The organism is Rathayibacter sp. AY1B6, from assembly GCF_002932755.1.
Taxonomy (GTDB): domain Bacteria; phylum Actinomycetota; class Actinomycetes; order Actinomycetales; family Microbacteriaceae; genus Rathayibacter.
Genome location: NZ_PSWL01000012.1, coordinates 31,984 through 57,617, shown reverse-complemented (window position 1 = coordinate 57,617; position 25,634 = coordinate 31,984). Strand labels below are relative to the sequence as shown.

Here is a 25,634-nt window from a genome sequence, read left to right as displayed (position 1 = left end):
GCGAGAGGCGTCCCGCCGGTCAGACGGAGCGGCCGGACCCGGCGAGCGGGTCCTCCTCCCCGCCCTGATCGCGCAGATCGCGGGCCGGGATGCCGACGAGCACCGCTCCGTCGGGCGCGTCCTTCACCACGACGGCGTTCGCGCCCACGCTGACGTCGGACCCGAGCACGAGCGGGCCCAGGACGACGGCGCCGGCACCGACGACCACCCGGTCGCCGAGCGTGGGGTGCCGCCGCTCGCGCCGGGCCGACCTCCCGCCCAGCGTGACGGAGTGGTACAGCATGCAGTCGTCGCCGATCCGCGCGGTCTCGCCGATGACGACGCCCATGCCGTGGTCGATGAACAGGCGCCGGCCGATGGTCGCACCGGGATGGATCTCCACTCCGGTCGCCGCGCGCGCCGCCTGGCTGAGCAGCCGGGCGGGCAGGCGGAGGCCGCGCCGCCACCAGGCGTGCGCGACGCGGTGCACCCAGACCGCGTGCACTCCCGGGTAGGAGAGGACGACCTCCGCCGCGCTCCGGGCGGCGGGGTCGCGCTCCCGGGCGGTGCGCACGTCCTCGCGGAGCAGGGTGAGGAGTCCGGGACGCTCGGGTCCGGAGGGGACTCGGCGCTCCGGCCGGCCGTCGCGGCCGGAGCGTGGCGTCCCGCCTCGTCTCGAGGCGGTCAGCTGCGGAGGTCCTCGTACAGGACGGTCGAGATGTACCGCTCGCCGAAGTCGCAGACGATGGCCACGACGGTCTTCCCCGCGTTCTCGGGGCGCTTCGCGACCTCGAGCGCGGCCCACATGATCGAGCCGGAGGAGATGCCGCCGAGGATGCCCTCCTGAGAGGCCATCTCGCGGGCCACCCGCACGGAGTCGTCGAGCGTCACGTCGATGATCTCGCCGTAGACCTCGCGGTCGAGGATCGCGGGGACGAAGTTGGCGCCGATGCCCTGGATCTTGTGCGGGCCGGCGGTGCCCTGGGTGAGGAGCGGGGAGTCGATCGGCTCCACTCCGATGATCTGCACGCCGGGCTTGCGCTCCTTGAGCACCTGGCCGACTCCGGTGATGGTGCCGCCGGTGCCGATGCCGGCCACGAAGACGTCGACCTCGCCGTCGGTGTCCTCCCAGACCTCCTCCGCGGTGGTGCGGCGGTGCACCTCGGGGTTGGCGGCGTTCTCGAACTGGCGGGCGAGGACCGCGCCGGGGGTCTCGTCGACGATCGCGCGGGCGCGCTCGACCGCTCCGCGCATCCCCTCGCTGCCGGGGGTGAGCACGATCTCGGCTCCGTAGGCGCGGAGGAGGACCCGGCGCTCGACGGACATCGTCTCGGGCATCGTGAGGACGACCGTGTAGCCGCGGGCGGCGCCCACCATAGCGAGCGCGATGCCGGTGTTGCCGCTCGTGCCCTCGACGATCGTCCCGCCGGGGAGCAGCTCGCCGGAGGCCTCTGCCGCGTCGACGATGGCGACGCCGATGCGGTCCTTCACGCTGTTCGCGGGGTTGTAGAACTCGAGCTTGGCGAGGACCGTCGCCTGGTCGGCCCCCTCCAGCCGGTTGATGCGGACGAGAGGGGTCCTGCCGACGAGCTGGGTCACGTCGTCGTGGATGCGTGCCATGGTGTGCGCTTTCTGCCGGGGCCTGCCGCCCGGGGCCCCGGAGCGGTGGGTGGAACGGGTGCTGCGGCGCCCCTCGGAGCGGCGCTCCCCCCCACGATACGGATGCATCGACCCGAGGTCAGCACCCGGACGCGCCCGCTCCTGCGCATCGCCCGCCAGCTCCGCATCTCCACCCGCAGGAGGACGCACCCCGGCCGCATGCGTCACGTACCATGAACTCGGGGGATCGCGCGACTGCTCGCGAGGCTTCTCGCCACCCTCCCCCGGATCTCCGCGGCCCCGCGCCGCGTCGAAAGGACGACCGCTCCATGGCACTTCCCACTGCATCCCGCCGCTCCGTCCGGCCGCTCGGGATGTCGCTGCGGGCGGTCATGGGGTTCATCGGGATGAGCGCCGTGGCGGGCGTCCTGATCACCGTCGGCGTCACCCCGGCCCTCGCGCTGACGGGCCTGGCGACGAGCAACACGATCGGCATGTTCCAGAACCTGCCGGGCTACCTCGACGTGGGCCAGCTGATGCAGCGCACCAACGTCTACGCGAGCGACGGGACGACCCTCCTCGCCTCCGTCTACGACCAGAACCGCGTCGAGGTCGGCTGGGACGACGTCGCGCAGTCCGCGAAGGACGCCGCCGTCGCCGGCGAGGACCCGCGCTTCTACGAGCACGGCGGCATCGACCTGCAGGGCACGCTCCGGGCCATCGCCGTCACGCTGACGGGCGACGACCTGCAGGGCGGGTCGTCGATCACGCAGCAGTATGTCAAGAACGTCCTGGTGCAGAAGGCGGAGTCGATCACCGACGAGGCCGCGCGCGACAAGGCCTACCAGGAGGCGACGGATCCGACCCCCGAGCGCAAGCTCAAGGAGATGCGGCTCGCGATCGGCCTCGAGAAGGAGGCGTCGAAGGACGACATCCTGCTCGGCTACCTGAACATCGCCCTCTTCGGAGGCACCGTTTACGGCATCGAGGCCGCGGCGAACTACTACTACGGCATTCCGGCGAGCCAGCTCTCGACCTCGCAGGCGGCCGCGCTGCTGGCGATCGTGAACAACCCGGCGAAGTTCCGCTTCGACAACCCGGGCGACGAGGCGAACGGCGCCGCCAACGGCTACGCCGCCACCAAGGAGCGCCGCGACTACATCCTCTCGGAGGAGCTCAAGCACGGCCGGATCGACCAGGCCGCGCACGACGCCGCCGTCGCCGAGCCGATCACCCCGAGCATCACGGAGCCCTCGACCGGCTGCACCACCGCCGGAAACGCCGCGTACTTCTGCGACTACGTGCTGAACGTCCTCCGCAACGACTCCGTCTTCGGGGCTACCGACGACGAGCGCTACCAGCGCATCCGCCAGGGCGGCTTCGACGTCGTGACGACCCTCGACCTCGACATCCAGCAGGTCTCGCAGGCGGCGCTCAACGCCTACATCCCCTCCGTCGACCCGCGCTTCCAGGTCGGCGCGACGGCCGCCTCCGTCGAGGCGAAGACGGGCCGCGTGCTCTCCATGGTGCAGAACACGCAGTACAGCCAGGACGAGCAGTTCCTCGCCGCGAACCCCGGCTACAGCGCGATCAACCTCAACGTCGACCTCGACATGGGCGGCGGCTCCGGCGTGCAGACCGGATCCACCTACAAGGTGTTCACGCTGGCGCAGTGGCTGAAGGCGGGGCACACCGTCAACGAGTCGTTCGCCTCCCCCACCTCCGGCTTCAGCTCCTACCCCCAGAAGTGCAACGTCGCGGGCGACGGCGGCTACTACGGCAAGTTCTCCCCGCGCAACGACGACCCGTCGGAGGACGCGAGCTCGATGAGCGCGCTCGGCGCGACCACGAACTCGATCAACACCGGCTTCATGGGCATGGCGCAGCAGCTCGACCTCTGCGACATCCGCACCACCGCCGAGTCGTTCGGGATGCACCGCGCCGACGGCCGCGAGCTCGCGAACGGACCGGCCTCGGTCCTCGGGACGAACGAGATCGCGCCCCTGACGGTCGCCAACGCCTACGCGGGGATCGCGAACGACGGCACGACCTGCTCGGCGATCGTCATCGACCGGATCACCGACAGCGAGGGCAACGCCGTCGCCGCCCCGGCGTCGGCGTGCACCCCCTCCGTGTCGCCCGAGGTCGCCCGAGGGATGCAGTACGCGATGCAGCGGGTGATGACCTCCGGAACGGCCTACGCCTCGAACCCCTTCGACGGCATCGAGCACATCGGCAAGACGGGCACCACCGACGAGGCCGCAGACGTGTGGACGGCGGGCGCCAGCAAGGCCGCCTCCCTCGCGGTCTGGGTCGGCAGCATCAACGGCTTCGCCGACAACACCAAGCAGAACCTGCGCTTCATCAGCCTGACGGGCGAGAAGGGCACCATCCGCGCCTCCAACGCCCGGCACGCCATCTGGAAGCCGATCATGACGGCGCTCGACGAGAAGTACGGCGGCGACGACTTCACGGCGCCGCCGGCCTCGATGCTCGCGTACTCGCCTCGATCGGCGGCGAACTCCGAGGTCCCCGACGTCACGGGCGAGACGGTCGAGAGCGCCACGGCGATCCTCACGGCCGCCGGTTTCGTCGTCGGGATGCACGAGTCGGTCGACTCCTCGACGATCCCGGAGGGCTCCGTCGTGTCGACGACGCCGAGCGCGGAGGAGACGGCGGTCGCCGGCGGGGTGATCCCCCTGCAGGTGAGCACGGGCAAGGCTCCGGCCAATCCGAACGACATCTCGGACCTGAACGGCGACCTGATCGAGTAGAGACGTCGCTCGTCGTGCGAAGGGGCCGATCCCACCGGGGGTCGGCCCCTTCTGCTGTCGCGGGAGCCGAGCCGGCGCGGGCGCCGTCGCGCCGGTTCCGGGCGGTCAGGCGTCCGGCGCGGCCGTGGCGCGCCTCGTCGGGGATGTCGCAGGCCTCGCCTAGGGTGCTGGTGCAGCGAGAGGATCCATCCTGAAGCGACCGAACGTCCCCGTCTTCCAGCCCCGTCGAACAGTCCACGGGGCTCTCGGCGCGCTGTTCGGATTCGTGATCGTCAGCGTGCTGGCGGGTCTGCTCGCCTCGCTCGTCGTCGCCCCCGCCGCCGCGCTCACCGGAGCGGCGACCTCCGGCACCATCTCGGCCTTCCAGTCCCTCCCGAGCTACCTCGAGGTCGGGCGCCTGATGCAGAAGAGCGACGTCTACGCGGGCGACCCGGACGACCCGACGCTGCTGGCGTCCTTCTACGACCAGAACCGGATCGAGGTGCCGGCCGACCGGATCGCCGACTCCGTGAAGGACGCGCTCGTCGCGAGCGAGGACCCGCGCTTCTACGACCACGGGGGGATCGACCTGCAGGGCACCCTCCGCGCCATCGCCAGCACCTACCTCCTCGACGGAGACACCCAGGGCGGCTCGTCGATCACGCAGCAGTACGTGAAGAACGTGCTGGTGCAGAAGGCCGAGTCGATCCCTGACGAGGCCGACCGCGACCGTGCGTACGCGGAGGCGACGGCGACCACGGCCGAGCGCAAGCTCAAGGAGATGCGGCTCGCGATCGGGCTCGAGAAGGTGTCCTCGAAGGACGACATCCTCCTCGGCTATCTCAACATCGCCCTGTTCGGAGGCACCGTCTACGGCATCGAGGCCGCGGCGGAGTACTACTACGGCATCCCGGCAGCAGACCTCTCCCTCGCGCAGTCGGCGTCGCTCCTGGCGATCGTGAACAACCCCGAGAAGTTCCGCTTCGACCGGCCGGACGACGCGGCCAACGGCGAGGCGAACGGCTACGCGCAGACCCGGGAGCGGCGCGACTACATCCTCGACCGGATGCTCGAGACGGGGAGCATCGACCGGGCCGCGCACGACGCCGCGGCCGCCGAGGCGATCACCCCCGACATCACCCCGCCCTCCACCGGCTGCCAGACGGCCGGCAGCGCGGCCTACTTCTGCGACTACGTGACCCACGTCCTCCGCGACGACCCGGCGCTCGGCGCGACCGACGACGAGCGCTACGCGGCGATCAAGCAAGGCGGGATCAAGGTCTACACGACGATCGACCTCGACCTGCAGAGGACCGCGCAGGAGCTCATGGACGAGCAGGTCCCCTCCTCCGATCCGCGTTTCGACGTCGGGGCGACCGCGGTCGCCGTCCAGAACGGCACCGGGCGCATCCTCACCATGGTGCAGAACAAGCGCTACAGCCAGGACCCGGACGTCATCGCGAGCGGGCCGGAGTTCTCGGCGATCAACCTCAACGTCGACGCGTCCGCGGGCGGCGGCAACGGCTTCCAGACCGGCTCCGCCTACAAGGTGTTCACGCTCGCCGAGTGGCTCGACCGCGGGCACACCCTGCTCGAGCAGTTCGACTCGAAGCAGAAGAACTGGACCGGCTTCGCCGACAGCTGCGAGGGCACGTGGGACTACGACTCCTACAACCCCAAGAACGCCGGCGACGGCGGCTACACCGACACCCAGACGGCGCTGTACTCGACGATCTACTCGCTGAACACGGGCTTCACCGGGATGTCGCACCTGCTCGACCAGTGCGAGATCCGCAAGCAGGCCGAGGCCTTCGGAGTGCACCGCGCGGACGGGACCGCGCTCGTGCAGTCGCCGGGAGCGGTCCTCGGCACCAACGAGATCGCGCCGCTCACCATGGCGACCGCCTACTCCGGCATCGCCGAGAACGGCACGACCTGCACTCCCGTCGCGATCACGGCGATCGTCGGAGCCGACGGTCGCGGGATCGAGCCGGTGGAGACGACCTGCAGCCGGGCGGTGTCGTCGAAGGTCGCCTCGGCGATGCAGTACACGATGCTCAAGGTGACCGCGGAGGGCACGGGCGTCGAGGACGATCCGAAGAACGGCGTCCAGCACATCACCAAGACGGGCACCACCGACAACTCCGCCGACACCTGGGCCATCGGGGCCTCGACCGAGACCTCCCTCGCGGTCTGGGTCGGCAGCATCTCGGCACGCGAGGACGGCTCGAGGGTGAACCTCGACTCGATCGACTTCGACAGCGGCTGGGCGCCCTCGGCACGCCACCGGATCTGGAAGCCGCTGATGACGGCGATCGACTCCCGCTACGGCGGCTCCGACTTCCCGCAGGCCGACCTGTCGCTGATCGCCGCGCCGCAGGTCACCGTGCCGGACCTGTCGGGCCGGACCAGCGACTCCGCCGCGCGGGCGCTGACGGCAGCAGGTCTCACCCCCGGAGCGACGTCGCAGGTCGACTCGACGCAGCCGATGAACACCGTGGCCGGCACCGGTCCCGCCGCGGGCACCCGCGTGGACAAGGGATCGGTGGTGGGCGTGCAGCTGAGCACGGGGAAGGCGCCGCCCGCTCCCGCTCCGGCCGGCTGACACCGCCGGTCCGTGGCGCCGCCGATCGGCGAGGATCGGAGACGGTGAGGGGTCAGGGGTACGGGCCAGGGGGCGGCTCAGGGTCCGACGGCTCCGGCGGGAAGGAGCCCGAACTCGACGAGCTCGTCGTCGGTGAGCAGCCGGCTGCGGATCATGAAGCGCTTGCCCTCGGGGGCTTCGACGCTGAACCCGCTGCCGCGCCCGTCGACGAGGTCGACGGTGAGGTGGGTGTGCTTCCAGTACTCGAACTGGGAGCGGGACATCCAGAAGTCGATCGGGTCCAGGCCGTCGAGCCGGAGCGACTCGACGAGCACGTCCGAGGCGCCGGTGCGGAACATCCCGGCGGGGAAGCACATCGGGGAGCTGCCGTCGCAGCATCCGCCCGACTGGTGGAACATGAGCGGCCCGTGCAGCGCCGTCATCCGGCGGAGCATGTCGGCCGCCTCCGCAGTGACGTCGACCCTCGTGGAGGTCATGGGTGGTGCTCCTTCGCTCGTGGTGCGGACTGTCGGGGGTGCGCCCGACCGCTGATGGCGAACGCTCGTCCGGTCAGGATCTCGATGCGCCCGCTGCGCTGCCTCCTCGGTCGGTATGAGGGGGCCGCGCGTCGTCAGGTGCCTCGCCCGCAGGGCCCAGCACCGTCCACACACCCGTCGTCAGGTGCCTCGCCCGCAGGGCCGAGCACCGTCCACACACGCCTCGTCAGGTGCCTCGCCCGCAGGGCCGAGCACCGTCCACACACCCGTCGTCAGGTGCCTCGCCCGCAGGGCCGAGCACCGAACGGCGGATCCGCGTCCCAGCGGATCCGTCTCGGTGCGGACGCTCCCCGCTCCTCCCCACCCGGCCACGTCGGCGAGCCGACCGCGGCACGGGCGACGAGGAACGAGGAGCCCGTGCACACCAACTCAGAAGAAGCCCATGGGTCCTTCCGCGTAGGAGACGAGGAGGTTCTTCGTCTGCTGGTAGTGGTCGAGCATCACCTTGTGGTTCTCGCGTCCGATGCCCGACTGCTTGTAGCCGCCGAACGCCGCGTGCGCGGGGTACTGGTGGTAGGTGTTCGACCAGACGCGGCCGGCTTCGATGGCCCGGCCGGCGCGGTAGAGCTGGGCGCCGTTGCGGCTCCACACTCCGGCGCCGAGGCCGTAGAGGGTGTCGTTGGCGATGCCGATCGCGTCGTCGAAGTCCTCGAAGGAGGTGAGGGCGAGGACCGGGCCGAAGATCTCCTCCTGGAAGATGCGCATCGAGTTGCGTCCTTCGAACACCGTCGGGTTGACGTAGTAGCCGCCGCTGAGTTCGCCGCCGAGGTCGGCGCGGTCGCCGCCGATGAGCAGCTTCGCTCCCTCCTGCTTGCCGATGTCCATGTAGGAGAGGATCTTCTCGAGCTGGTCGTTCGAGGCCTGGGCGCCGATCATCGTGGCGGTGTCGAGCGGGTTGCCCTGCTTGATCCGCTTGACCCGCTCGAGGCCGTCTCCGACGAAGTCGTCGTAGATCGAGCGCTGGACGAGCGCCCGCGACGGGCACGTGCAGACCTCGCCCTGGTTGAGGGCGAAGAACGAGAAGCCCTCGAGCGCCTTGTCGTAGAAGGAGTCGCGTTCCGCGGCGACGTCGGCGAAGAACACGTTGGGGCTCTTGCCGCCCAGCTCCAGCGTCACCGGGATGAGGTTCTCGCTGGCGTACTGCATGATCAGGCGGCCGGTGGTCGTCTCGCCGGTGAAGGCGATCTTGCGGATGCGCGGGTGGGAGGCGAGCGGCGCGCCCGCTTCGAACCCGAATCCGTTGACGACGTTGAGCACGCCGGCGGGGATGAGGTCGCCGATCAGGTCGAGCAGCACGTGGATGGACGCCGGCGTCTGCTCGGCCGGCTTCAGCACCACGCAGTTGCCCGCGGCGAGCGCCGGCGCGAGCTTCCACACGGCCATCAGGATCGGGAAGTTCCAGGGGATGATCTGCCCGACCACGCCCAGCGGCTCGTGGAAGTGGTACGCGATCGTGTCGTGGTCGATCTCGGAGACGCCTCCCTCCTGCGCGCGGATCGCTCCGGCGAAGTAGCGGAAGTGGTCGATCGCGAGGGGGATGTCGGCGGCGAGGGTCTCGCGCACCGGCTTGCCGTTCTCCCACGTCTCGGCGACCGCGAGCAGCTCGAGGTTCGCCTCCATGCGGTCGGCGATCTTCAGGAGCATGTTCGAGCGCTCGGCGGGGCTGGTCTTCCCCCAGCTCGCGAACGCCTTCCAGCCCGCCTCGACCGCGCGGTCGACGTCGGCGGCGGTGCCGCGGGCGATCTCGCAGAAGGGCTTCCCGGTGATCGGGGTGATGTTCTCGAAGTACTGGCTGCTCGCGGGGGCGACGTGCTCGCCTCCGATGTAGTGGTCGTAGCGCGAGCGGAAGGAGGCGAGGGATCCCTCCGTGCCCGGATTGGCGTAGACCGTGGAACCCGGCTCCTGCGGTGCCTGCTCGGCGACCTGGTCGGCGTACAGCGTCATGTGGACCTCCATCGACGTCGTTGTCGTGGGCGCGGGGTGGGCGCCCGGTCCTGACGCTACGTCCCGGGGGGTTGCACGACGTTGCACCGGGCGGCGCACCGGCGGGAGCGGCGACGACGACGGCCGGAAGGGCCGGGCGGGGGCGCGGCCGACCGAGGAGGACGGCCCTGCGGCCCGGACCTCAGACGCTCGCGAGCAGGCGCTGGGCGATCCGGCTCATGTACACGCCGTAGGTCACCGTGGCCGCTGCGGCACCCGCTCCCACCCAGGACCACACCTGCGGCCAGGCGGAGCCGTCGACGAGGACCACGACGACTCCGATCGCGCCGACCAGGGTCGTCCAGGTCGCGAGCCAGAGGTCGAGGGTCCGGCCGAAGATCCTCGCCATCGGGTAGAAGTGCAGGCCCACGATCACGGCGATGGCCGGCACGAGGAACCGGTCGAGCCCGGTGCCGGTGAGGACGCCGACCGCGACGCCGATCAGCACGCCCTCCGCGCCGAAGACCGCACCGAAGAGCAGGCCGTTCGGTTTCGCCGCGCGGTCGGCGTCGGTGAGCTCCACCGCCATCCTCCGTCGGGCGAGGAGGAGGCGGACGGCCTGCACGGCGAAGACCACCGCCGCGAGCGCGCAGACGGTCACGGCGGTCGTCGCAGCCGGTGCCGGCCAGCCGACCGTGGTGTCGCTCGCCCACCACATCGTGAAGACCGCCATCAGGAGCAGGCCCCCCGCGACTCCGCTCGCGAGGGCCCGGGGAGGTGGTGCGAGGGTGCTCATGCGTCGAGGCTAACGAGACGGCTCCGCGGCCGGACGGCTCGGGCAGCAGTTCCCGGAGCGACCGGGTCGGCTCAGCGCTGCTCCGCCTCGAGCGCCTCCAGACGCGCGGCGACGCCGGCACGCCGGGGCGAGCGGGGCGGGAGGACGCGCAGGAGCTCCCGCCACACCTCCGCGTCGTCGCGGCCGTCCGGGCCCTCCGCCCAGGCGAGGAGGGTCGCGGGCGCCGCGTCGGCGAGGACGCTCGCCCGCACCCGCATGCGCAGCTCGTCGGCGATCGCCCGGATCCCCGGCGCCTCGGACGAGGGCAGCGGTGCGCCCCGGTACGCATCCAGGGCGAGGCGGTGGGAGCCGCGGTCGAGCAGGCCGAGCACCTGGCGGGCGTCGAGGTCGACCGGGCTCGCCAGGCGGTAGGGGCGCGAGAGAGGTGCCAGGCGCGGGAGGGTCGGCTCGAGCGCGCGGCGCAGCCGCACCATCTCGGCGCGGACGGTGACCACCGCGTCGTCCCGGCCGTGGAGCAGGAGGGCGAGCTGCTCGGCCGAGAGCCCGGACCGGTGCCAGGCGAGCAGGGTCAGGATCTCGGCGTGCCGGGTGCTGAGTTCGAGCGTCGCTCCCGCGGCCGTCACCAGCCCCGTCTCGCGCCCGAGGACCCGCAGACTCGGCGCGCGGGCCGCCGCCGTGCTCCGAGCGGCGGGCCGGCGCGGGCGGAGCAGCCGCTGCACCATCAGCTCGCTCTCGACGGCGGCGGCGGTCGCCTCCATCAGCGGGAGGGTCTGCGGAGCGACGACGTCGGCGCCGCCGGTGATGTCGATCACTCCGAGGATCTCGTGCGTCTCGGGGTCGTGCACGGGGACGGCGGTGCAGCTCCACGGGTGCACGAGCGAGGCGAAGTGCTCGGCGCCGTGGATCTGCACGCCGTGATCGAGCACGAGGGCGGTTCCCGGCGCAGAGGTCCCGACGTCGGGCTCGGCCCAGGCGGCGCCCTCGACGAACGACATCCCCTCGGCGAGGCTCTTGAGGTGCTGGTCCCCGTCGATCCAGAGCAGTCGCCCGAGCGCGTCGCCCACCGCGACGAGCACGCCGCTGTCCTCATCGGCGTCGCGCACCAGCAGGCGGCGGATGACCGGGAGGACCGAGGCGAGCGGATGCCCGGTGCGGTACTCGCGGAGGTCGTCCCCCGAGAACGAGAGCGGCGCGGTCAGCCGGTCAGGATCCAGGCGCCGCCGCCGTGCGCGCTCCCACGACTCCTCGACCAGCGCGCGCCGCCGGCCGCTGCCAGGGCGTGCCAGCCACGGGTTGGTCATGCGCTCCGCCTCGTCCTCGGGTCGGTGGGAGTCGACGCTACTCCGCGGAGGGCGGCGGCGCCTCTGTCCGCGCCCCGGAACGACCGCGCCCCCGCACCGCCAGCAGCAGCACCGCCGCGACCAGCACCGCGATGCCGAGCACGGCTCCCGCGGTCAGCCGCTCGCCCAGCACCGCCACGCCGAGGAGCGTCGCGGTCGCCGGCTCCAGGAGGGTGAGCGTCGAGACGGTGGCCGCGGGCAGCTGCCTGAGGCCGCGCGCGAAGAAGGTGTAGGCCACGGCGACCGTGACCACTCCGAGCCAGAGCACGGCCGGGATCGAGCCGGAGAGCCGCGAGGGATCGCCCAGCAGCAGGAACGGGAGCGCGAGAAGCGCCGCGGCTCCGAACGGAGCGCCCATGGCGGCGACGGGGCTGAGTCCGCGCTCGAGCAGCAGCTTGCCGCAGACGGCGTAGAGCGCGTAGGACGCGCCGGCGCCGGCCGAGGCGGCGAGGCCGGGGAGCGTCACGCCGCCGGACCCGCCTCCGCTCAGGAGCACCACGCCGACCGCGGCGAGCGAGGTCGAGGCGAACCAGCGCGGGCTCGGCGTCGTCCGCAGGACGAGCCACTCCAGCAGGCCGGTGAAGGCGGGAGCGGAGCCGAGGGCGACGATCGTGCCGACCGCGACCCCGTTCTGCGCGGTGCCGGTGAAGAAAGCGGGCTGGTACGCGGCGACGCCGACCGCTCCGAGCACGACGAGGAGCACGACGGTGCTGGTCGGGCGGGAGCGGCTCCGCCGGCCCAGCGCCTCCACGCCGAGGAGGGCGGCCAGCAGGGCGCCGCCGAGGACGATGCGCGCCGCTCCGAGGAGGAGCGGATCCACGCCCGCCGCACCGAGGGCCTGCGCGGTCCCCGTCGTGCCGAAGCAGACGGCGGCGAGGAGGACGGCGCCGATCGCCGACGTCCGCGCCCCGCTCATCCCGCCCCGCTCCCCCGGCCGCCTGACGACCGGCTCCCAGTGTCCCAGGGATGGGCGCGTGCTCTTCCGCCTCTCGCACCGGGGGCCCAGGATGGAGGGACCGGACTAGCGGAGGAGCACGACGTGGGCATCGCGGAACCGTTCGATCTCGAGGACCACCACCGCAGCGCGCACGGCGCCCTGCGCGAGCACTTCTCGGTGCGCGAGTTCGAGGAGGTGCCGCTGGACCGCGAGGCCATCGTCGCCACCGCCTACCTGCGGGCGATCGAGCACGCGACCGTCGCCCGGGTGCTGCCCGTCGCGCGCGCCCACCCCGACGAGCAGGTCCGCGCGTTCGCATCCGTCTGGGCCGCCGAGCGGCACCGGATCGCCGACGCCCTGGGCGAGGTGCTCGCGGCCTCGCCGCAGATCCGCGGCATCGACATCCGCCCGCCGGAGCCGACGGTCAGGACTCGCCCGCTCCTCGACCGCGCCGCGGCCTCGCTCGCCGGCCCCGTCGCCCTGGCCCTCGCGGTGGACGCCCGGGTCGCGGTGCACGGCTACCGCCGGCTCGCCCGGCTCTCGCTGCACCCCGAGATGGAGCGCCTCGCCGAGACGGTCACCGGCATTCTCGAGCGGCAGGCCGACTTCTTCACTCTGCACGCGGCAGGTCGCCTCGGCCGTCCGCTGCCGCGCCGCGTGCAGGCGGCCGGCCTGCTCGCCGTGCTGCGCCTCCCGATCGGCGAGGCCGACCTGCCGGAGGCTCTCGCCCGCGAGGGCCGGGAGCTGGTGTTCGGCCGGGACGACGGCGGGCTCGACGGGATCGACGCGGGCGTCGTCGCGGCGTTCGCGCTGCCCTGCACGGCGGCCCGGCGGCTCGTGCACCCCTACCGGCCCGCGTCGATCCGCGCCGCGCACCGCCTCGGACGACTCGCCGCCGACACCCGCGCCGCCGTCACGACCCTGCTGGAGCAGGTGCGCGAGTAGCGGCGGCGATCAGCCCAGCAGCTCGCGCACGTCCTCGGCGGTGATCCCGCCTGTGGCCGCGGCGCCGTCGTCCGACATGACCGCGGCGAAGAGCGCGGCCTTCGCCTCCTTGAGGGCCATCACCTTCTCCTCGATCGTGTCCTTCGCGACCAGGCGGTAGACCATGACGGAGCGGGTCTGGCCGATGCGGTGCGCACGGTCGACCGCCTGCGACTCGGTGGCGGGGTTCCACCACGGGTCGAGCAGGATGCAGTAGTCGGCCTCGGTGAGGTTGAGCCCGAAGCCGCCGGCCTTGAGCGAGATCAGGAACACGCCCGCCGCGCCCGAGCGGAACCGCTCGATGACCTCGTCGCGCTTCTTCGTCGCTCCGTCGAGGTACGCGTACTCGATGCCCGCCGCGTCCAGCCGCCGGCGGACCCGGCCGAGGAACCGCGTGAACTGGCTGAAGACCAGTACGCGGTGCCCCTCGCCGAGGGCGTCGCCCAGCAGCTCGTCGAGCAGGTCGAGCTTGGTGGAGGGCACGCTCTCGTGCGCCTCGTCGACCAGCGCCGCGTCGAGCGCGACCTGGCGCAGCACGGTCAGCGCGCGGAAGATCGCGAAGCGGTTCTTCTCGAAGTCGCCGATCAGGCCCAGCACGCGCTGCCGCTCCCGCGCCAGGTACGTGTCGTAGACCTTCCGCTGCTTCGGGCCGAGCTCGACCTCGAGGGTCTGCTCCTGCTTGGGAGGCAGCTCCTTGGCGACGAGCTCCTTGGTGCGCCGCAGCATCAGCGGGCGGATGCGCCGCCGCAGCTGCGAGAGCTTCTCGGTGTCGGCCTCGCGCTCGATCGGCTTCTGGTAGAACTCGACGAACCCGGCGGGCGAGGGGAACAGGCCCGGAGCGACGATCGACAGCAGCGACCACAGCTCCATCACGTTGTTCTCCATCGGCGTGCCCGTGATGGCGAGCTTGAAGGGCACGTCGAGCCGGCGCGCGAGCTGATGCGTCGCCGACTGGCGGTTCTTGACGAACTGCGCCTCGTCGAGGAGGAGCCCCGACCACTGGATGCTCGAGTACGACTCGTAGTCGAGCCGGAACAGGGCGTAGGAGGTGACGACCAGCTCGGCCTCGCCGATGACGCTCGAGAGCGCCTTCCGCTTCTTCTTCGACGTCTCGTCGATGCCGACCACGCGCAGGTCCGGGGCGAAGCGCTTGGCCTCGCCCACCCAGTTCGGCACGACGCTGGTGGGGGCGACGACGAGGAACGGGCGCGGCGAGGTGCCCGCCTCCGCGGCCGCGGCGCGCTGCTCCTGCATCACCCGGGTGACCAGGGCGAGGGACTGCACGGTCTTGCCCAGGCCCATGTCGTCCGCGAGCACGCCGCCGAGCTGGTTGTCGTAGAGGAACGAGAGCCAGTCGTAGCCGAGCTGCTGGTAGGGCCGCAGCTCCACCACGAACCCCTCGGGCAGGGCGCGCGACTCCAGGGCACCGGTCGCGGTGAAGCCGGAGAGCCCCTCCACGGAGCGGCGCCATGCGGCGGCCTGCGCCTCCACGACGCCCAGCTCGACCAGCTCGTCCCAGAGGGAGGACTGGAAGCGGCTGATCCGCAGGGTCTCGCCGGGGTCGTCCGAGAGCTCGCGGGCTTCGGCGATCAGCTCGCGGAGGCGGCCGAACCGCTCGTCGTCGAGGGCGAAGTAGACGCCGCTCGGCAGCACCATGTACTCGTCGCCGCGGGCGAGCGCGAGGAAGATCTCGGCGAGCGGGACCGCCTCGTCGTTCACGGTGACGGAGATCTCGAGGTTGAACCAGTCGCGGCTGTCGGGCCGGGCGACGGTCTGCACGGCGACCACGGGCGCGGTCTGCGCCTCGCGGTACTCGACGCGTTCGCCGATCTCCTCGATCTCGACGGTGCCCAGCTCGCGGAGCCGCTCGACCTCGCCGGTGAGGAAGCCGACGGTCTGCATGCCGCGCAGGTCGAAGGTGGGGCGCAGGCGCCTGCTCGACGGGGACACCAGGGCCGGCGTCGACTCCGGGTCGAGACCTGCTCCGACGAGGGAGTCGAGGATCCGCTGCTCGGCCTCGGGGTCGCGGTAGCCCGCGTCCTCGCCGACCCGCAGCGGGAGCCGCTCGGCGTCCACGCCGCCGCGCGCCCCCTCCACGCCGTAGCGCCACCACCACGAGCCGCGCAGGCCCGCGCCGTCGGTGTGCTCGAGGGTGAGGCCGAGGCGCGGCTCGGGCACCGCCGGCGCCTCGAAGGAGCCGTCGCGGGAGACGATGTCGAACAGCCGGTGCAGCCGCTGGTAGTGCTCCGTGAGGAACGCCGACTCCTCGGCCACTGGGATGCGGATGGCCTCGCGGCTCCAGAGGAACGTGCGCGCGGAGGACAGCAGCGGCGCGGCGAACGGGATGAGCGTGACCGGGCGGGCGCGCATCTCGTCGCCGCCCTCCCAGGTGTAGAGGCCGACGGCGGGGTCGCCGATGAAGCCGAACTCCTCGGGGGCCGGGTGGTCGCCGATCGCGACGAGCGAGCGCAGCTCGAGGCCGGCGGCGGTGCGCGTGACGTCGATGGAGGCGGTGGCCGTCGTGTCGAGGATCTTCAGCGGCGTCTGGTCGCGGTCGCCCATCACCAGACCGATTCCCGCGCGGACGGCGCCGTGCAGGGCCGCCCAGATCGCCTCGCTCCGGCACTGGTCGAGGTAGAGCCAGGTGTCGGGCGAGTAGTAGCTGGAGGCGCTGTGCCCGGAGAGCAGGCCCTGCATCTCGCGGATCACGTCGATCTGGCGCTCGTCGTAGTCGTGGCTGTAGTGCAGGTAGCCGAGGTCGCGCCAGCTGGTGCCGGTGCGCACCCAGCGGTCGCGGTCGCCCATCCGCACCGGGCGCACGCCCAGGCGCGGACGCGGCTCGGGCGGCGGCCGGTAGGAGTTGTAGCGGCCGGGCGGGCGACGCACGGGTTCGCCGGGCAGCAGCTCGAACTGCAGGCCGAGCGGTATGCCGGTGTGGGAGCGCTCGGCGCCGGCGAGCAGCGGGGCGAGCGCGCTGCGCCACTCCGGGACGGCGTCGACGGCGGCCTCGCCCGGGAAGGGACCGGCCACTCCGCCCTCGCGCTCACGGCGCAGGGCCTCGACCAGGACGGCGGCGACGTGCTTGCACTCGTGCTTGACCGGGCAGCTGCAGGCGCCGCCGAGGAGGGTCCAGTGCTCGCCCTCGTCGCGGAGCTGCACGCTCACGGCGTACGGCGAGCGCCCGGATCCGCGGACCTGGCCGAAGAGGCGGGTGCGGCCGCCGAACCACTGCAGCTCGCGGACGCGGCCCTCGTCCGCGTACGCGGTGCCCTTCTCGAGGGCGGCGGTTCCGACGAGGGCGCGGATGTCCTGCTCGGAGAAGGGCTCGTGGCCGGCGGTCACCGGCCCGGGTGCGGCCGACGGCAGCACCTCACCGGGGGGACTCTGGCGGGCCATGGACCTCACGCTCTCCGCGCTCGAACGAGCGCATCCGTCTATTCAACCCGATTCCGGAGGCGCCGCGAGCCGCGGGCCGGGATCCGTGGAGGACGCACGGCCGTCCCTACGATGGAGGGATGCCCCGTCTGGCCGTCGTCTCGGCGCACACCTCCCCGCTCGAGCAGCCGTCGACGGGCGACGCGGGCGGGATGAACGTGTACCTCGTGGCGGTGCTGCCGGAGCTGGCGGCGCTCGGCTGGGAGATCGAGGTGCTGACCCGCGGCGAGGGCGTCCGCACCCTCGCGCCGGGTGTGCGGGTGGTGGGCGTGCCGGTGCCGGCGGGCGACAAGTACGCTCTGGCGGCCGCGGCGCCGGAGTTCGCGCGGGCCGCGGCGGGAGCAGACGTCGTGCACTCGCACTACTGGGTGTCGGGCCTCGCGGGGGCGCTCACCGGCAGACCGCACGTGCACTCGATGCACTCGGGCTCGCTCGCCAAGAACGCCCGGCTCGCCCCGGGCGACGTCGCGGAGCCGCAGCAGCGGGTCGACGCGGAGCGGTCCGTGCTCGCCTCCGCCGACGCGATCGTGGTGGCGGGCGCCTCTGAGCGGGCGGACGTCGTCAGCGGGTACGGCGCGGATCCGGACCGGGTCGTCGTGGTGCCGCCCGGGGTCGACGCGCGGTTCCGCCCAGGCGGCGGCGAGCGCTCCGGGGTCGTCCTGGTCGGCCGGGTGCAGCCGCTCAAGGGCCAGCTTCTGGCGGTGGAGGCGCTCACGGCGATGGCGCCGGCGGAGCGGCCCGTGCTGCGGCTGGTGGGCGGGGCGGCACCGGGCCGGGAGTCGTACCTCGATGCGGTGCGCGCCGCGGCGGCTCCGCTGGGCGACCGCGTGCTGATCGAGGGAGCCGCCGACCGCGACCGGGTGGCGGAGCGGCTCCGGAGCGCGGAGCTGGCGCTTGTGCCCTCGGCGGCGGAGACCTTCGGGCTGATCGCGCTCGAGGCCGCCGGCAGCGGCACTCCGGTGCTCGCGCGCCGCACGACCGGCCTGGTGGACGCGGTACGCGACGGCGGGAGCGGCCTGCTGCTCGACTCCGGCTCCCCCGCGGCGTGGGCCGAGGCGATCCTGAGCCTGCTGGGCTCCCCCGAGGAGCTGGCGCGCCTCGGCCGCGGCGGCGTCGATTGGGCGGCCGCCCACTCCTGGCCGGCCGCCGCCGCCCGACTGGACGCCGTCTACCGCGGCCTCCTGCCCCGCTGAGGTGGCAGGGGCGACGGGGGTCAATCGGCGATGGCGGGGGCTCCGGGGTCGAGGCGGGCGCCGCGGGTGGAGCGGTACCAGGGCGCGAGGCGGTCGGGGGAGACGGCGACCATGGCGGCGCCCGTGAAGCCGGCGTCGTTGCCGAAGCGGGCGGGGACGATCTCGGTGCCGATGTCGAGGAAGCGGGCGAACTCGTCGAAGACGTGCGCCGCCGCGCCGCCGATCACGAACAGCTGCGGCGAGAGCAGCATCTCGAGGTGCCGGTAGTAGACGCTGAGGCGACCCGCCCACTCCTCGAGGGTGATGCCCTCGCGGCGGACGGCCGAGAAGCCGACCTGCGGCTCGAAGTCGGGACCGTCGATGTGCAGGTGCCCGAGCTCGGAGTTGGGGATCACCACGCCCTCGTGGACGAGCGCCGTCCCGATGCCGGTGCCGAGGGTGGTCAGCAGGAGGAGGCCCTCGCGGCCGCGCATCGCGCCGAACTCGCGCTCGGCGACCCCCGCCGCGTCCGCGTCGTTGACGACGACGACGTCGACCCCGGTGGCCTCCGAGAGGAGGGCCTGCGCGTCGAGCCCGACCCAGCGCTGCGAGACGTGGGTGGTCTGGCGGACGACGCCGCCGCGGACGATCCCGGGGAAGCCGACGCCTACGGGCGTGCCCGCGATCGGCGAGACGTCGCGGACGATCCCGGCGATCGCCTCGGCGAAGTCCTCGGGCTCCTTGCCCAGCGGGTTCGCGACCGCGAAGCGCCGGGCCGCCCGCTCGCCGGTGGTGACGTCGACGAGGGACGCCTTGATCGACGTCCCCCCGATGTCGACGCCGACGGCGAAGCGCGGGAGGAGGCCGTCGTGGGGCTGGGTCACGGATGCTCCGTCTGCAGTGGTGGCGAGTGCGGGGACTCGGGAGAGCGGTCGGCCCGTCGGATCCGGGATCGCGACGAGCCGAAGGAGATTCTACGAGCCGTCAGGTGCGCGCGGGCTCAGAGGGCGCGGAGGACGAAGTCGATCACCGGCTCGTAGAGGTGGACGGCCAGCCCGTCGTCGATCGGGACGACCACCTCGATCGAGCCCTGAGCCTCGGCGACGAAGACCGCCGGGTCGTTGCAGTCGGCGATCGCGATCACCGGCAGCCCGCGCCGACCGGCCGCGCCCGCGAAGCCGTGGTCGGCGACGACCAGGTCCGGGCGGATGCCGAGCTCGTCGAGGCGGTCGAGCAGCGCGTCCATCGGCTCCGGCGAGTGCGTGTGCTGCAGCCCTCCGCCGCGGTAGACGCAGGTGACCCCGCCGGTGCACCACAGGGCCTGGTGCTCGTCCGCGAGAGGGACGCGGATGCCGTCGGGGGCGGCGAACGGGAGCCCGTTCACGTCGATCACGCGGGCGCCCTGCTCGGCCGCGGCGGCGGCGAAGCGGCGGTAGACGTCCATCAGGGTCGCGGGGTGCGCGGTCGCGAACAGGAGCAGCGCCCCCTCGCGGACGGCGGCGGCGAACCGGTCGCGGTAGCGCGCGAGCCCCGCGACCGTCAGGCGGGCGTCGATCCGGTCCTGCCCGCTCTCGAAGGAGGGGTCGGTGCTGATCCCCACGCGCTCTCCCATCAGGGCGAGCAGGCTCTCGAGCGTCCAGTGCTCGGCCACGTCAACCCCGTAGAGGTGCGCGGGCTCCCGGGCGGCGAGCCGGCGGAGGTTGCCGAGGTTGCTCGCGCGGCCGGTGAGGACGTCCCCGGCGAGGAGGGAGGAGTCGAGGTACGCCTCGAGCTCGGAGTCGGGCAGCGGCATGCGGGACCTCTCGATCGACGGGGAGCTCCCAGGCTACGGGGAAACCGGGTGTTGACATCCGATCCATCACCGATATATCGTTACTACATCGCCGACAGATCGGAAGCAGCCGCTCCCGACGGGCGACCGGATCCGATCGAAAGGGATCCCCTCACGACAGAGAGCAGCACACCCATGAACTCCAGGACCTTCTTCTCCGACGACCGCCGCGACTCCCGCGACGGCGACCACTCCACCCGCCACGAGCACCCCGGCCGCGGACAGCGCCGCGGACCCGGCGGTCACGGCCGCGGCTTCGGGCCCGGCTTCGGCTTCGGCCCGGGCTTCGGCCCCGGCTTCGGCGGCCCCTTCGGCCGCGGCGGAGGACGCGCCCGACGCGGTGACGTCCGCGCGGCCCTCCTCTCCCTCCTCTCCGAGAAGTCCTCGAACGGCTACGGCCTGATCAAGGCCATCGCCGAGAAGACGAACGGATCGTGGCGCCCCAGCCCCGGCTCCGTCTACCCCACCCTCCAGCAGCTCGTCGACGAGGGCCTCATCACGGCCGTCGGCGAGGGCCGCGGCACCGAGTACCAGCTCACGGACGCGGGCGGCACCTATGTGCGCGAGCACGCCGACGAGCTCGACGCGGCCTGGGAGGCCACTCCTGGCGCGAGCGACGCCGACCGCGCCTTCATGGAGAACGTCGGCAAGCTGATGGGCGTCGTGCAGCAGTTCCGCGGAGCGACCGAGGCGCAGCGCGCCGCCGCCTCCGCCAAGCTCGACGAGACCCGTCGCGCGCTGTACCTCATCCTCGCCGACTGACCTCGGCTCCCCTCCCGCGCTCCGCCGCGGGAGCCCCCGGACGGACGGGACCCCCTCGCCTCGGCGACGGGGTCCCGTCCGTTCTGTCGTCTCCGGTGCCGGCGCCTCAGCGGGCGGCGGACAGACGGGCCAGACCCTCGTCGAGGGTGACCGACGGGCTCCACTGCAGATCGGCGCGCGTGCGGCGCTGGTCGAACCAGTGCGCGGTCGAGAGCTGCTCGGCGAGGAATCGGGTCATCGGCGGCTCGTCGGCACCGGGCCGCACGGCCCAGACGCGCTCGACGAGCGAGCCCGCGGCGCGGGCGACGGAGGCGGGGACGGACCAGCGCGGCGGCTCGACGCCCGAGGCGCGGCAGATCCCGGCGAGCAGCTCGGCGACCGGGCGCGGCTCGCCGTTGGTGACGACGTAGGAGCGGCCGTGCACGTCCTCCGCCCGCCCGAGAGCGGCGACGATCGCCGAGGCGGCGTTGTCGATGTAGGTGGAGTCGATCAGCGCCTGGCCGTGCCCGAGGAGCGGCAGTCGGCCGGCGCGCGCCCGCTCGACGATGCGGGCGACGAGCTGGGTGTCGCCCGGACCCCAGACCAGGTGCGGGCGCACGGCGACCACCGCGAACCCGGGGGCGTCGGCCGCGAGGGCCAGCAGCTCAGCGCGGGCCTTGGTGCGGGCGTAGTCGCCGCGGGCGCGATCCGGATCGGCGGGCTCGGCGTCGTCGCCGGTGATCGAGGAGCCGGAGTGGGCGACGGAGGGCGACGAGATCTGGACGAAGCGGCTCACCCCGGCGCGGGCGGCGGCGGCGAGCAGGCGCCGGGTGCCGTCGACGTTCACGCGGTCGAAGTCGCCCGGATCGCCGGCGAGCGAGACCTTCGCGGCGAGGTGCACGACGCCCTCGGCCGCCTCGACCGCCTCCTCGACCGCCCGCGGATCGGTCAGGGAGCCCCGTGCCTCCTCGACACCCGCGACCCCGCAGGGCCGGCGCTGGAAGGTGCGGACCTCGTGCCCCTGCGCGACGAGTCCCGCGGCCACCGCGCCGCCGAGCAGGCCGCTCGCGCCGGTGACCAGGACCCTCACGGCGCCACCATCCGACCGCCGGCGAGCACGCCCTCGGCCCAGCGCGAGAGCGCGGCCCGGTCGATCTTGGAGTTGTGGCGGATGTCGGTGGGCAGCGCCGGGACGACGAGCACCGCGGCGACGGGCCGGCCGACGGCCGCGCGCACCTCGGCGGCGAGGGCCTCCTCGGCCAGCGCCACGCGGCGCGCGCCCGAGCGCAGCTCGACCACGGCGACCAGCTGCGCGACTCCGCGCGGACCGGCTCCGACGATCGCGGCGCGGGCGACCGGGGCGACGCGCGCCTCGATCCGCTGCTCCGGTCCGACCGGCGTGACCACGCCGTCGGGTGTGACGACGACGTGCGGCATCCGGCCCTCGACCCAGAGGCGGCCGGCGGAGTCGATCCGCCCGACGTCCCCGGTGCGGTGCCAGCGCTCGCCCGGGACGGCGCCGATGCGGGCGGCGCGGTCGGTCAGCCAGAGGCGCTCGTAGTGGTCCTCGACGTGACCGGCCGAGACGACGATCTCGCCGGTCGCGCCGACGATCTCCTCCGGCTCGTCCGCGGCGCGGCCGTCGGCGTCGAGCGGGGCGATCCGCAGTCGGACGCCCGCGGCGGGCACGCCCACGCAGACGCCTCCGCGCGGATCGTCGTCGGAGGCGGCCTCGCGGATGCCCTCCAGCGACGCGTCGGTGAGCAGCAGCCCCTCGGTCATGCCGTAGGGGGTGCGGGCGGAGGCGTTCGGCATGAGCGCCTGCGCCTCGCCGAGCAGCCCCGCCGAGACGGGGGCGCCGGCCGAGAGGAAGGTGCGCACGCCGGCGAGGGCGCGGTGGTCGTCGGCGTCGAGCGCGCCGGCGGTGGCCACGACGTTGGCCAGCGCGGCCGGCGACAGGAACAGCACAGTCGCGTCGACCCGGGCGGCGGCCGCGGCGACGGCGGACGCGGTGAGCGTCCGGGGCGCGGTGACGTCCATGTCCGGAGTGGCGGAGCGCGTGCCCAGCGCGGGACCGAGCAGGGCGAACGGCGCGAAGCCCGCGACGAGCCCGGTGCCCGGTCCGATCCCGTACTGGCGGGCGAGCGCGTCGCGGACGCCGGCGAGCTGACGGTGCGTGTAGACGACGCCCTTGGCGGGGCCGGTCGAGCCGGAGGTGAAGAGGATCGCTGCCACGGCGTCGGCGGCGGGCGGCTCGCCCAGCGCCTCCGGATCCGCGGCCAACTCGGCGCGGCCGAGCTCGATCAGCTGCCCGAGCGAGGTGTCCACGCCGAGAGCGGCGGCGGAGGCGCGGGGCAGGGTCTGCGTCGACACCCGACCGCCGGGCCAGCGGAGGGCCCGCGCGACGGTGAGGCCGGGCAGGGCGCCGACCACGAGATCCGGCCAGGCGCCGCGGACCGCGCGGGTGAGACCGCGCAGGCCCAGGCCCGCGTCGGCGACGACCACGACGGCTCCGATGCGCAGGCACGCGTAGAGCAGCGCCGTCAGGTCGGCGCCGGGCGGCACGAGGAGCGAGACGCGGTCGCCCGAGGAGACGCCCGAGGCCCGCAGCCCGGCGGCGAGCTCGCGGACCCGCTGCGAGAGCAGGCGCCACGAGACCGAGCGGGGGCCGCCGCCCCCGGGAGGCGCCATCTCGACCAGGGCGAGCGAGCCGTCCTGCGCGTTGCGGTCGAGGTGCGCCCACAGCGGCTCGACCGGCGCGGTCGGGCGGCGGATGTCCGGGGCCGGGTCGCCGCCGAAGGGCTCGTCGCCGTCGGAGAGGTCGCCCAGCCAGGTGAGGACGGCGGAGGCGTAGTCGACGTCCTCGGCCACGAGGTGGCCCGCTCCCTCGTAGCGGTGGACCTGCGCGTGGGGCAGGCGGTCGACGAGGTCGTCGAGGTAGCGGTCGGAGAAGATCGGGTCCAGCGGGCCCCAGAGCATCAGGGCCGGCGTCGTCAGGGTGCTGACACCCTGGGCGATGCGCTGCAGCTCCGGGTCGCTCGGGTGCGCGGAGTCGACCGGGATGTCGGCGACGAAGCCGCCCACTCCGCCGCGGCGCGACGCGGACCGGTAGGGCGCGCGGTACCCCTCCTTCACCGCGGTGGGCAGCGCCGGACGCCCCAGCGCGAGGGTCGTCTCGAGGAAGGCCGGCGTGCCGACCGTGGAGGCGCCGAGCACGCCCGAGGCGAGGGCGAGCCGGAGCGGGGCCGGGATCGGCTCGTCGGCGCTCTGGTGGATCGCGGTGTTCAGGAGCATCGCGGCGCGCAGCTGCTGAGGGTGGTCGACCGCCCAGCCCAGCGAGACGACTCCGCCCCAGTCGTGGCCGAGAGTGACCACGTCGTCGAGCCCGAGCACGTCGGTGAGGTTCGAGAGCTCGCGCACGCGGTCGGCGAGCGTGTGCAGGGCGCCGGTGCGCTCGGAGAAGCCCATCTCGAGCTGGTCGACGGCGACCACCCGCCAGGCGGGCCCCCCGCGGCGGGCGGACTCGAGGGTGGCGGCGGCGAGGCGGCGCCAGAGGTAGGACCAGGTGGGGTTGCCGTGCACGCAGAGGACGGTGCCGACCGGCTCCGTGCCGAGGGCCTCGCCCGTGTCGAGCAGGTGCCAGCGGCGCGGGACGCCCTGGGCGTCCGGAGCATCGACCAGGCGCGACCACGCGGGGTCGAGCCCGTCGAGCCCGGCCGGGGGCAGCTGCGCCGCGGCCGTGGAGCCGAGCGCTCCGCGGATCCGCTCGGCCGGGTGGGGCGCGGTCACCAGGCGATCTCGAGCATCGCGGTGTTGATGCCCGAGCCCACTCCGATGAGCAGCACCCGGTTGCCGGGCTGCAGGGTCTCGGCCTCCTGGGCCAGGGTGATCGGGATCGACGCCGGGCCGACGTTGCCGAGGGTGGGGTAGGTCGTGGGGACGCGGCTGCGGTCGATGCCGACGGCCTTCACCAGGGCGTCGGTGTGCACGTCCGACACCTGGTGCGTGATGTAGCGGTCCATCCCGCTCCAGTTCCAGTCGCGGGTGGCCTCCTTCCACGCCGAGAGCACGAGCTCCATGCCGCCCTTGAGCAGCGCCTTCGCGTCCGTGAACATGCCGTCGACGCTGCCGACGCAGAGCTCGTTGAACTGCGTCGCCGCACGGGTGATCCCGCCGAGGATGCGGTGGCCCTTGGGGTGCTCGTCGGCCGGGCCGAGCACGGCAGCAGCGGCGCCGGAGCCGAGCGTCAGGCTCGCGAACTCGCTCATGAAGTCCTTGCGCTTCACGCCGTCGCGGCTGAGGCGCTCGATCGTATTGACCTGGATCTCGTCGGCGTCCTCGCCGTCGATGATGAGCGCGTAGCGGATCTGGCCGGAGTCGATCAGCTGCGCGGCGAGGGTCATGCCGTTCACGAAGCCGAGGCACGCGTTCGCGATGTCGAAGTTGATGGCCGACGAGGGCAGGCCGAGCCCGTGGTGCAGGCGCACGGCGACCGAGGGCTCGAGGTGCTTGCGGGTCACCGAGGTGTTGATGATCAGGCCGATCTGGTCGGCGCGGACGCCGGCCTCGGCGAGGGCCCGCTTGCCCGCCTCGATCGCCGCTCCGTCGAAGCCCTGCTCGGAACCCCAGTTGCGGCGCTCGTGCACGCCGGCGACGCGCTGGAGGAGCCCGGTGGGGAGCCGGAGGCGCTTGAGCGCCGGGGCGAGCCGCGCCTCGATCTCGGCCGACGTGGTCACGCGCGGGGCCAGCGTCGTCGCGACGGACAGCAGTGCGACGTTGCGGTGCGTGGTCGTTGCGTTTCCGTCCAACGGAACTCCCTGTCGAGTTGTCGATCCTGGCATGTGCCTCCGTGATTTTACGCTGTCGTTCAGGCAGCGCTTCCTGAACGCCGGCTGGATGGTCGCGGAACGCGTCCTCGGCGGCCGGGCCGAGGCTCCTCCCCCGGAACGACGGGCGAGGAGCTGCTGAGGCCACACGCGATGCGCGGTGTCAACCCACCCGCC

The 25,634-nt window shown here is 73.3% G+C and carries 18 protein-coding genes; 5 read left to right on the top strand and 13 right to left on the bottom strand.

The window, feature by feature from the left end; genetic code table 11:
• Window positions 1-19: 19 nt before the first annotated feature.
• A complete protein-coding gene (gene epsC, locus C5D08_RS08275; protein WP_374953938.1) occupies window positions 20-553 on the bottom strand; it encodes a serine O-acetyltransferase EpsC in 534 nt (177 codons plus the stop codon).
• A 110-nt stretch (window positions 554-663) separates the two neighbouring features.
• The gene (cysK, locus tag C5D08_RS08270; protein WP_104276635.1) at window positions 664-1,599 is read right to left on the bottom strand and encodes a cysteine synthase A; all 936 of its coding nucleotides are present in this window, start codon (window positions 1,597-1,599) and stop codon (window positions 664-666) included.
• 308 nt (window positions 1,600-1,907) lie between these two features.
• Here cysK and C5D08_RS08265 point away from each other — a divergent pair, with 308 nt between their 5' ends.
• Together C5D08_RS08265 and C5D08_RS08260 are read left to right on the top strand one after the other, a co-directional pair.
• A complete protein-coding gene (locus C5D08_RS08265) occupies window positions 1,908-4,352 on the top strand; it encodes a penicillin-binding protein (RefSeq protein ID WP_181110026.1) in 2,445 nt (814 codons plus the stop codon).
• Between the two features lie 265 nt (window positions 4,353-4,617).
• On the top strand, window positions 4,618-6,936 hold the full coding sequence (locus C5D08_RS08260) for a transglycosylase domain-containing protein (protein ID WP_104276633.1): 2,319 nt from the start codon (window positions 4,618-4,620) through the stop codon (window positions 6,934-6,936).
• 77 nt (window positions 6,937-7,013) lie between these two features.
• Here the strand turns inward: C5D08_RS08260 and C5D08_RS08255 are convergent, their stop codons facing one another.
• From C5D08_RS08255 to C5D08_RS08235, 5 genes are all read right to left on the bottom strand, one after another.
• Entirely contained in the window at window positions 7,014-7,412 is a 399-nt protein-coding gene (locus tag C5D08_RS08255; RefSeq protein ID WP_104276632.1) for a DUF779 domain-containing protein, read from the bottom strand.
• 429 nt (window positions 7,413-7,841) lie between these two features.
• Window positions 7,842-9,416, bottom strand: a complete 1,575-nt coding sequence (locus C5D08_RS08250) for an aldehyde dehydrogenase family protein (protein ID WP_104276631.1) — start codon at window positions 9,414-9,416, stop codon at window positions 7,842-7,844.
• A gap of 181 nt (window positions 9,417-9,597) precedes the next feature.
• Window positions 9,598-10,191, bottom strand: coding sequence for a hypothetical protein (locus tag C5D08_RS08245; protein WP_104276630.1), 594 nt, complete (start codon window positions 10,189-10,191; stop codon window positions 9,598-9,600).
• Window positions 10,192-10,262: 71 nt separating this feature from the next.
• Window positions 10,263-11,492: a GAF domain-containing protein gene (locus tag C5D08_RS08240; protein ID WP_104276629.1), complete on the bottom strand. Its 1,230-nt coding sequence runs from the start codon at window positions 11,490-11,492 to the stop codon at window positions 10,263-10,265.
• 37 nt (window positions 11,493-11,529) lie between these two features.
• The gene (locus C5D08_RS08235; RefSeq protein WP_104276628.1) at window positions 11,530-12,447 is read right to left on the bottom strand and encodes a DMT family transporter; all 918 of its coding nucleotides are present in this window, start codon (window positions 12,445-12,447) and stop codon (window positions 11,530-11,532) included.
• A 123-nt stretch (window positions 12,448-12,570) separates the two neighbouring features.
• Between C5D08_RS08235 and C5D08_RS08230 the strand changes: the two genes are divergently transcribed.
• Entirely contained in the window at window positions 12,571-13,413 is an 843-nt protein-coding gene (locus C5D08_RS08230; RefSeq protein ID WP_104276627.1) for a hypothetical protein, read from the top strand.
• 9 nt (window positions 13,414-13,422) lie between these two features.
• Here C5D08_RS08230 and C5D08_RS08225 read toward each other — a convergent pair whose 3' ends face one another.
• On the bottom strand, window positions 13,423-16,848 hold the full coding sequence (locus C5D08_RS08225) for a DEAD/DEAH box helicase (protein ID WP_104276626.1): 3,426 nt from the start codon (window positions 16,846-16,848) through the stop codon (window positions 13,423-13,425).
• A gap of 119 nt (window positions 16,849-16,967) precedes the next feature.
• Between C5D08_RS08225 and C5D08_RS08220 the strand changes: the two genes are divergently transcribed.
• The gene (locus C5D08_RS08220; protein WP_104276625.1) at window positions 16,968-18,080 is read left to right on the top strand and encodes a glycosyltransferase; all 1,113 of its coding nucleotides are present in this window, start codon (window positions 16,968-16,970) and stop codon (window positions 18,078-18,080) included.
• A 20-nt stretch (window positions 18,081-18,100) separates the two neighbouring features.
• On the opposite strand, the gene C5D08_RS08215 is transcribed toward C5D08_RS08220, so the two are convergent.
• Together C5D08_RS08215 and C5D08_RS08210 are read right to left on the bottom strand one after the other, a co-directional pair.
• Window positions 18,101-18,943 carry an ROK family protein gene (locus C5D08_RS08215; protein WP_244229583.1) on the bottom strand — a complete coding sequence of 281 codons (843 nt, stop codon included), beginning with the start codon at window positions 18,941-18,943 and terminating at the stop codon, window positions 18,101-18,103.
• 116 nt (window positions 18,944-19,059) lie between these two features.
• Window positions 19,060-19,851: a phosphatase gene (locus tag C5D08_RS08210; protein WP_104276623.1), complete on the bottom strand. Its 792-nt coding sequence runs from the start codon at window positions 19,849-19,851 to the stop codon at window positions 19,060-19,062.
• A gap of 174 nt (window positions 19,852-20,025) precedes the next feature.
• Here C5D08_RS08210 and C5D08_RS08205 point away from each other — a divergent pair, with 174 nt between their 5' ends.
• The gene (locus C5D08_RS08205) at window positions 20,026-20,652 is read left to right on the top strand and encodes a PadR family transcriptional regulator (protein ID WP_104276622.1); all 627 of its coding nucleotides are present in this window, start codon (window positions 20,026-20,028) and stop codon (window positions 20,650-20,652) included.
• Between the two features lie 106 nt (window positions 20,653-20,758).
• Here C5D08_RS08205 and C5D08_RS08200 read toward each other — a convergent pair whose 3' ends face one another.
• The 3 genes from C5D08_RS08200 to C5D08_RS08190 are packed head-to-tail and all read right to left on the bottom strand — an operon-like array spanning window position 20,759 to window position 25,472.
• Window positions 20,759-21,721, bottom strand: coding sequence for an NAD(P)-dependent oxidoreductase (locus C5D08_RS08200; protein WP_104276621.1), 963 nt, complete (start codon window positions 21,719-21,721; stop codon window positions 20,759-20,761).
• Window positions 21,718-24,420 (bottom strand): alpha/beta fold hydrolase, encoded by a 2,703-nt coding sequence (locus C5D08_RS08195; RefSeq protein WP_258067360.1) that lies wholly within the window; start codon window positions 24,418-24,420, stop codon window positions 21,718-21,720. The genes C5D08_RS08200 and C5D08_RS08195 overlap by 4 nt, the downstream gene beginning before the upstream one ends.
• Window positions 24,417-25,472 (bottom strand): 3-oxoacyl-ACP synthase III, encoded by a 1,056-nt coding sequence (locus C5D08_RS08190; RefSeq protein ID WP_104276620.1) that lies wholly within the window; start codon window positions 25,470-25,472, stop codon window positions 24,417-24,419. Before C5D08_RS08190 ends, C5D08_RS08195 begins: the two co-directional genes overlap by 4 nt.
• Between the last annotated feature and the right edge of the window lie 162 nt (window positions 25,473-25,634).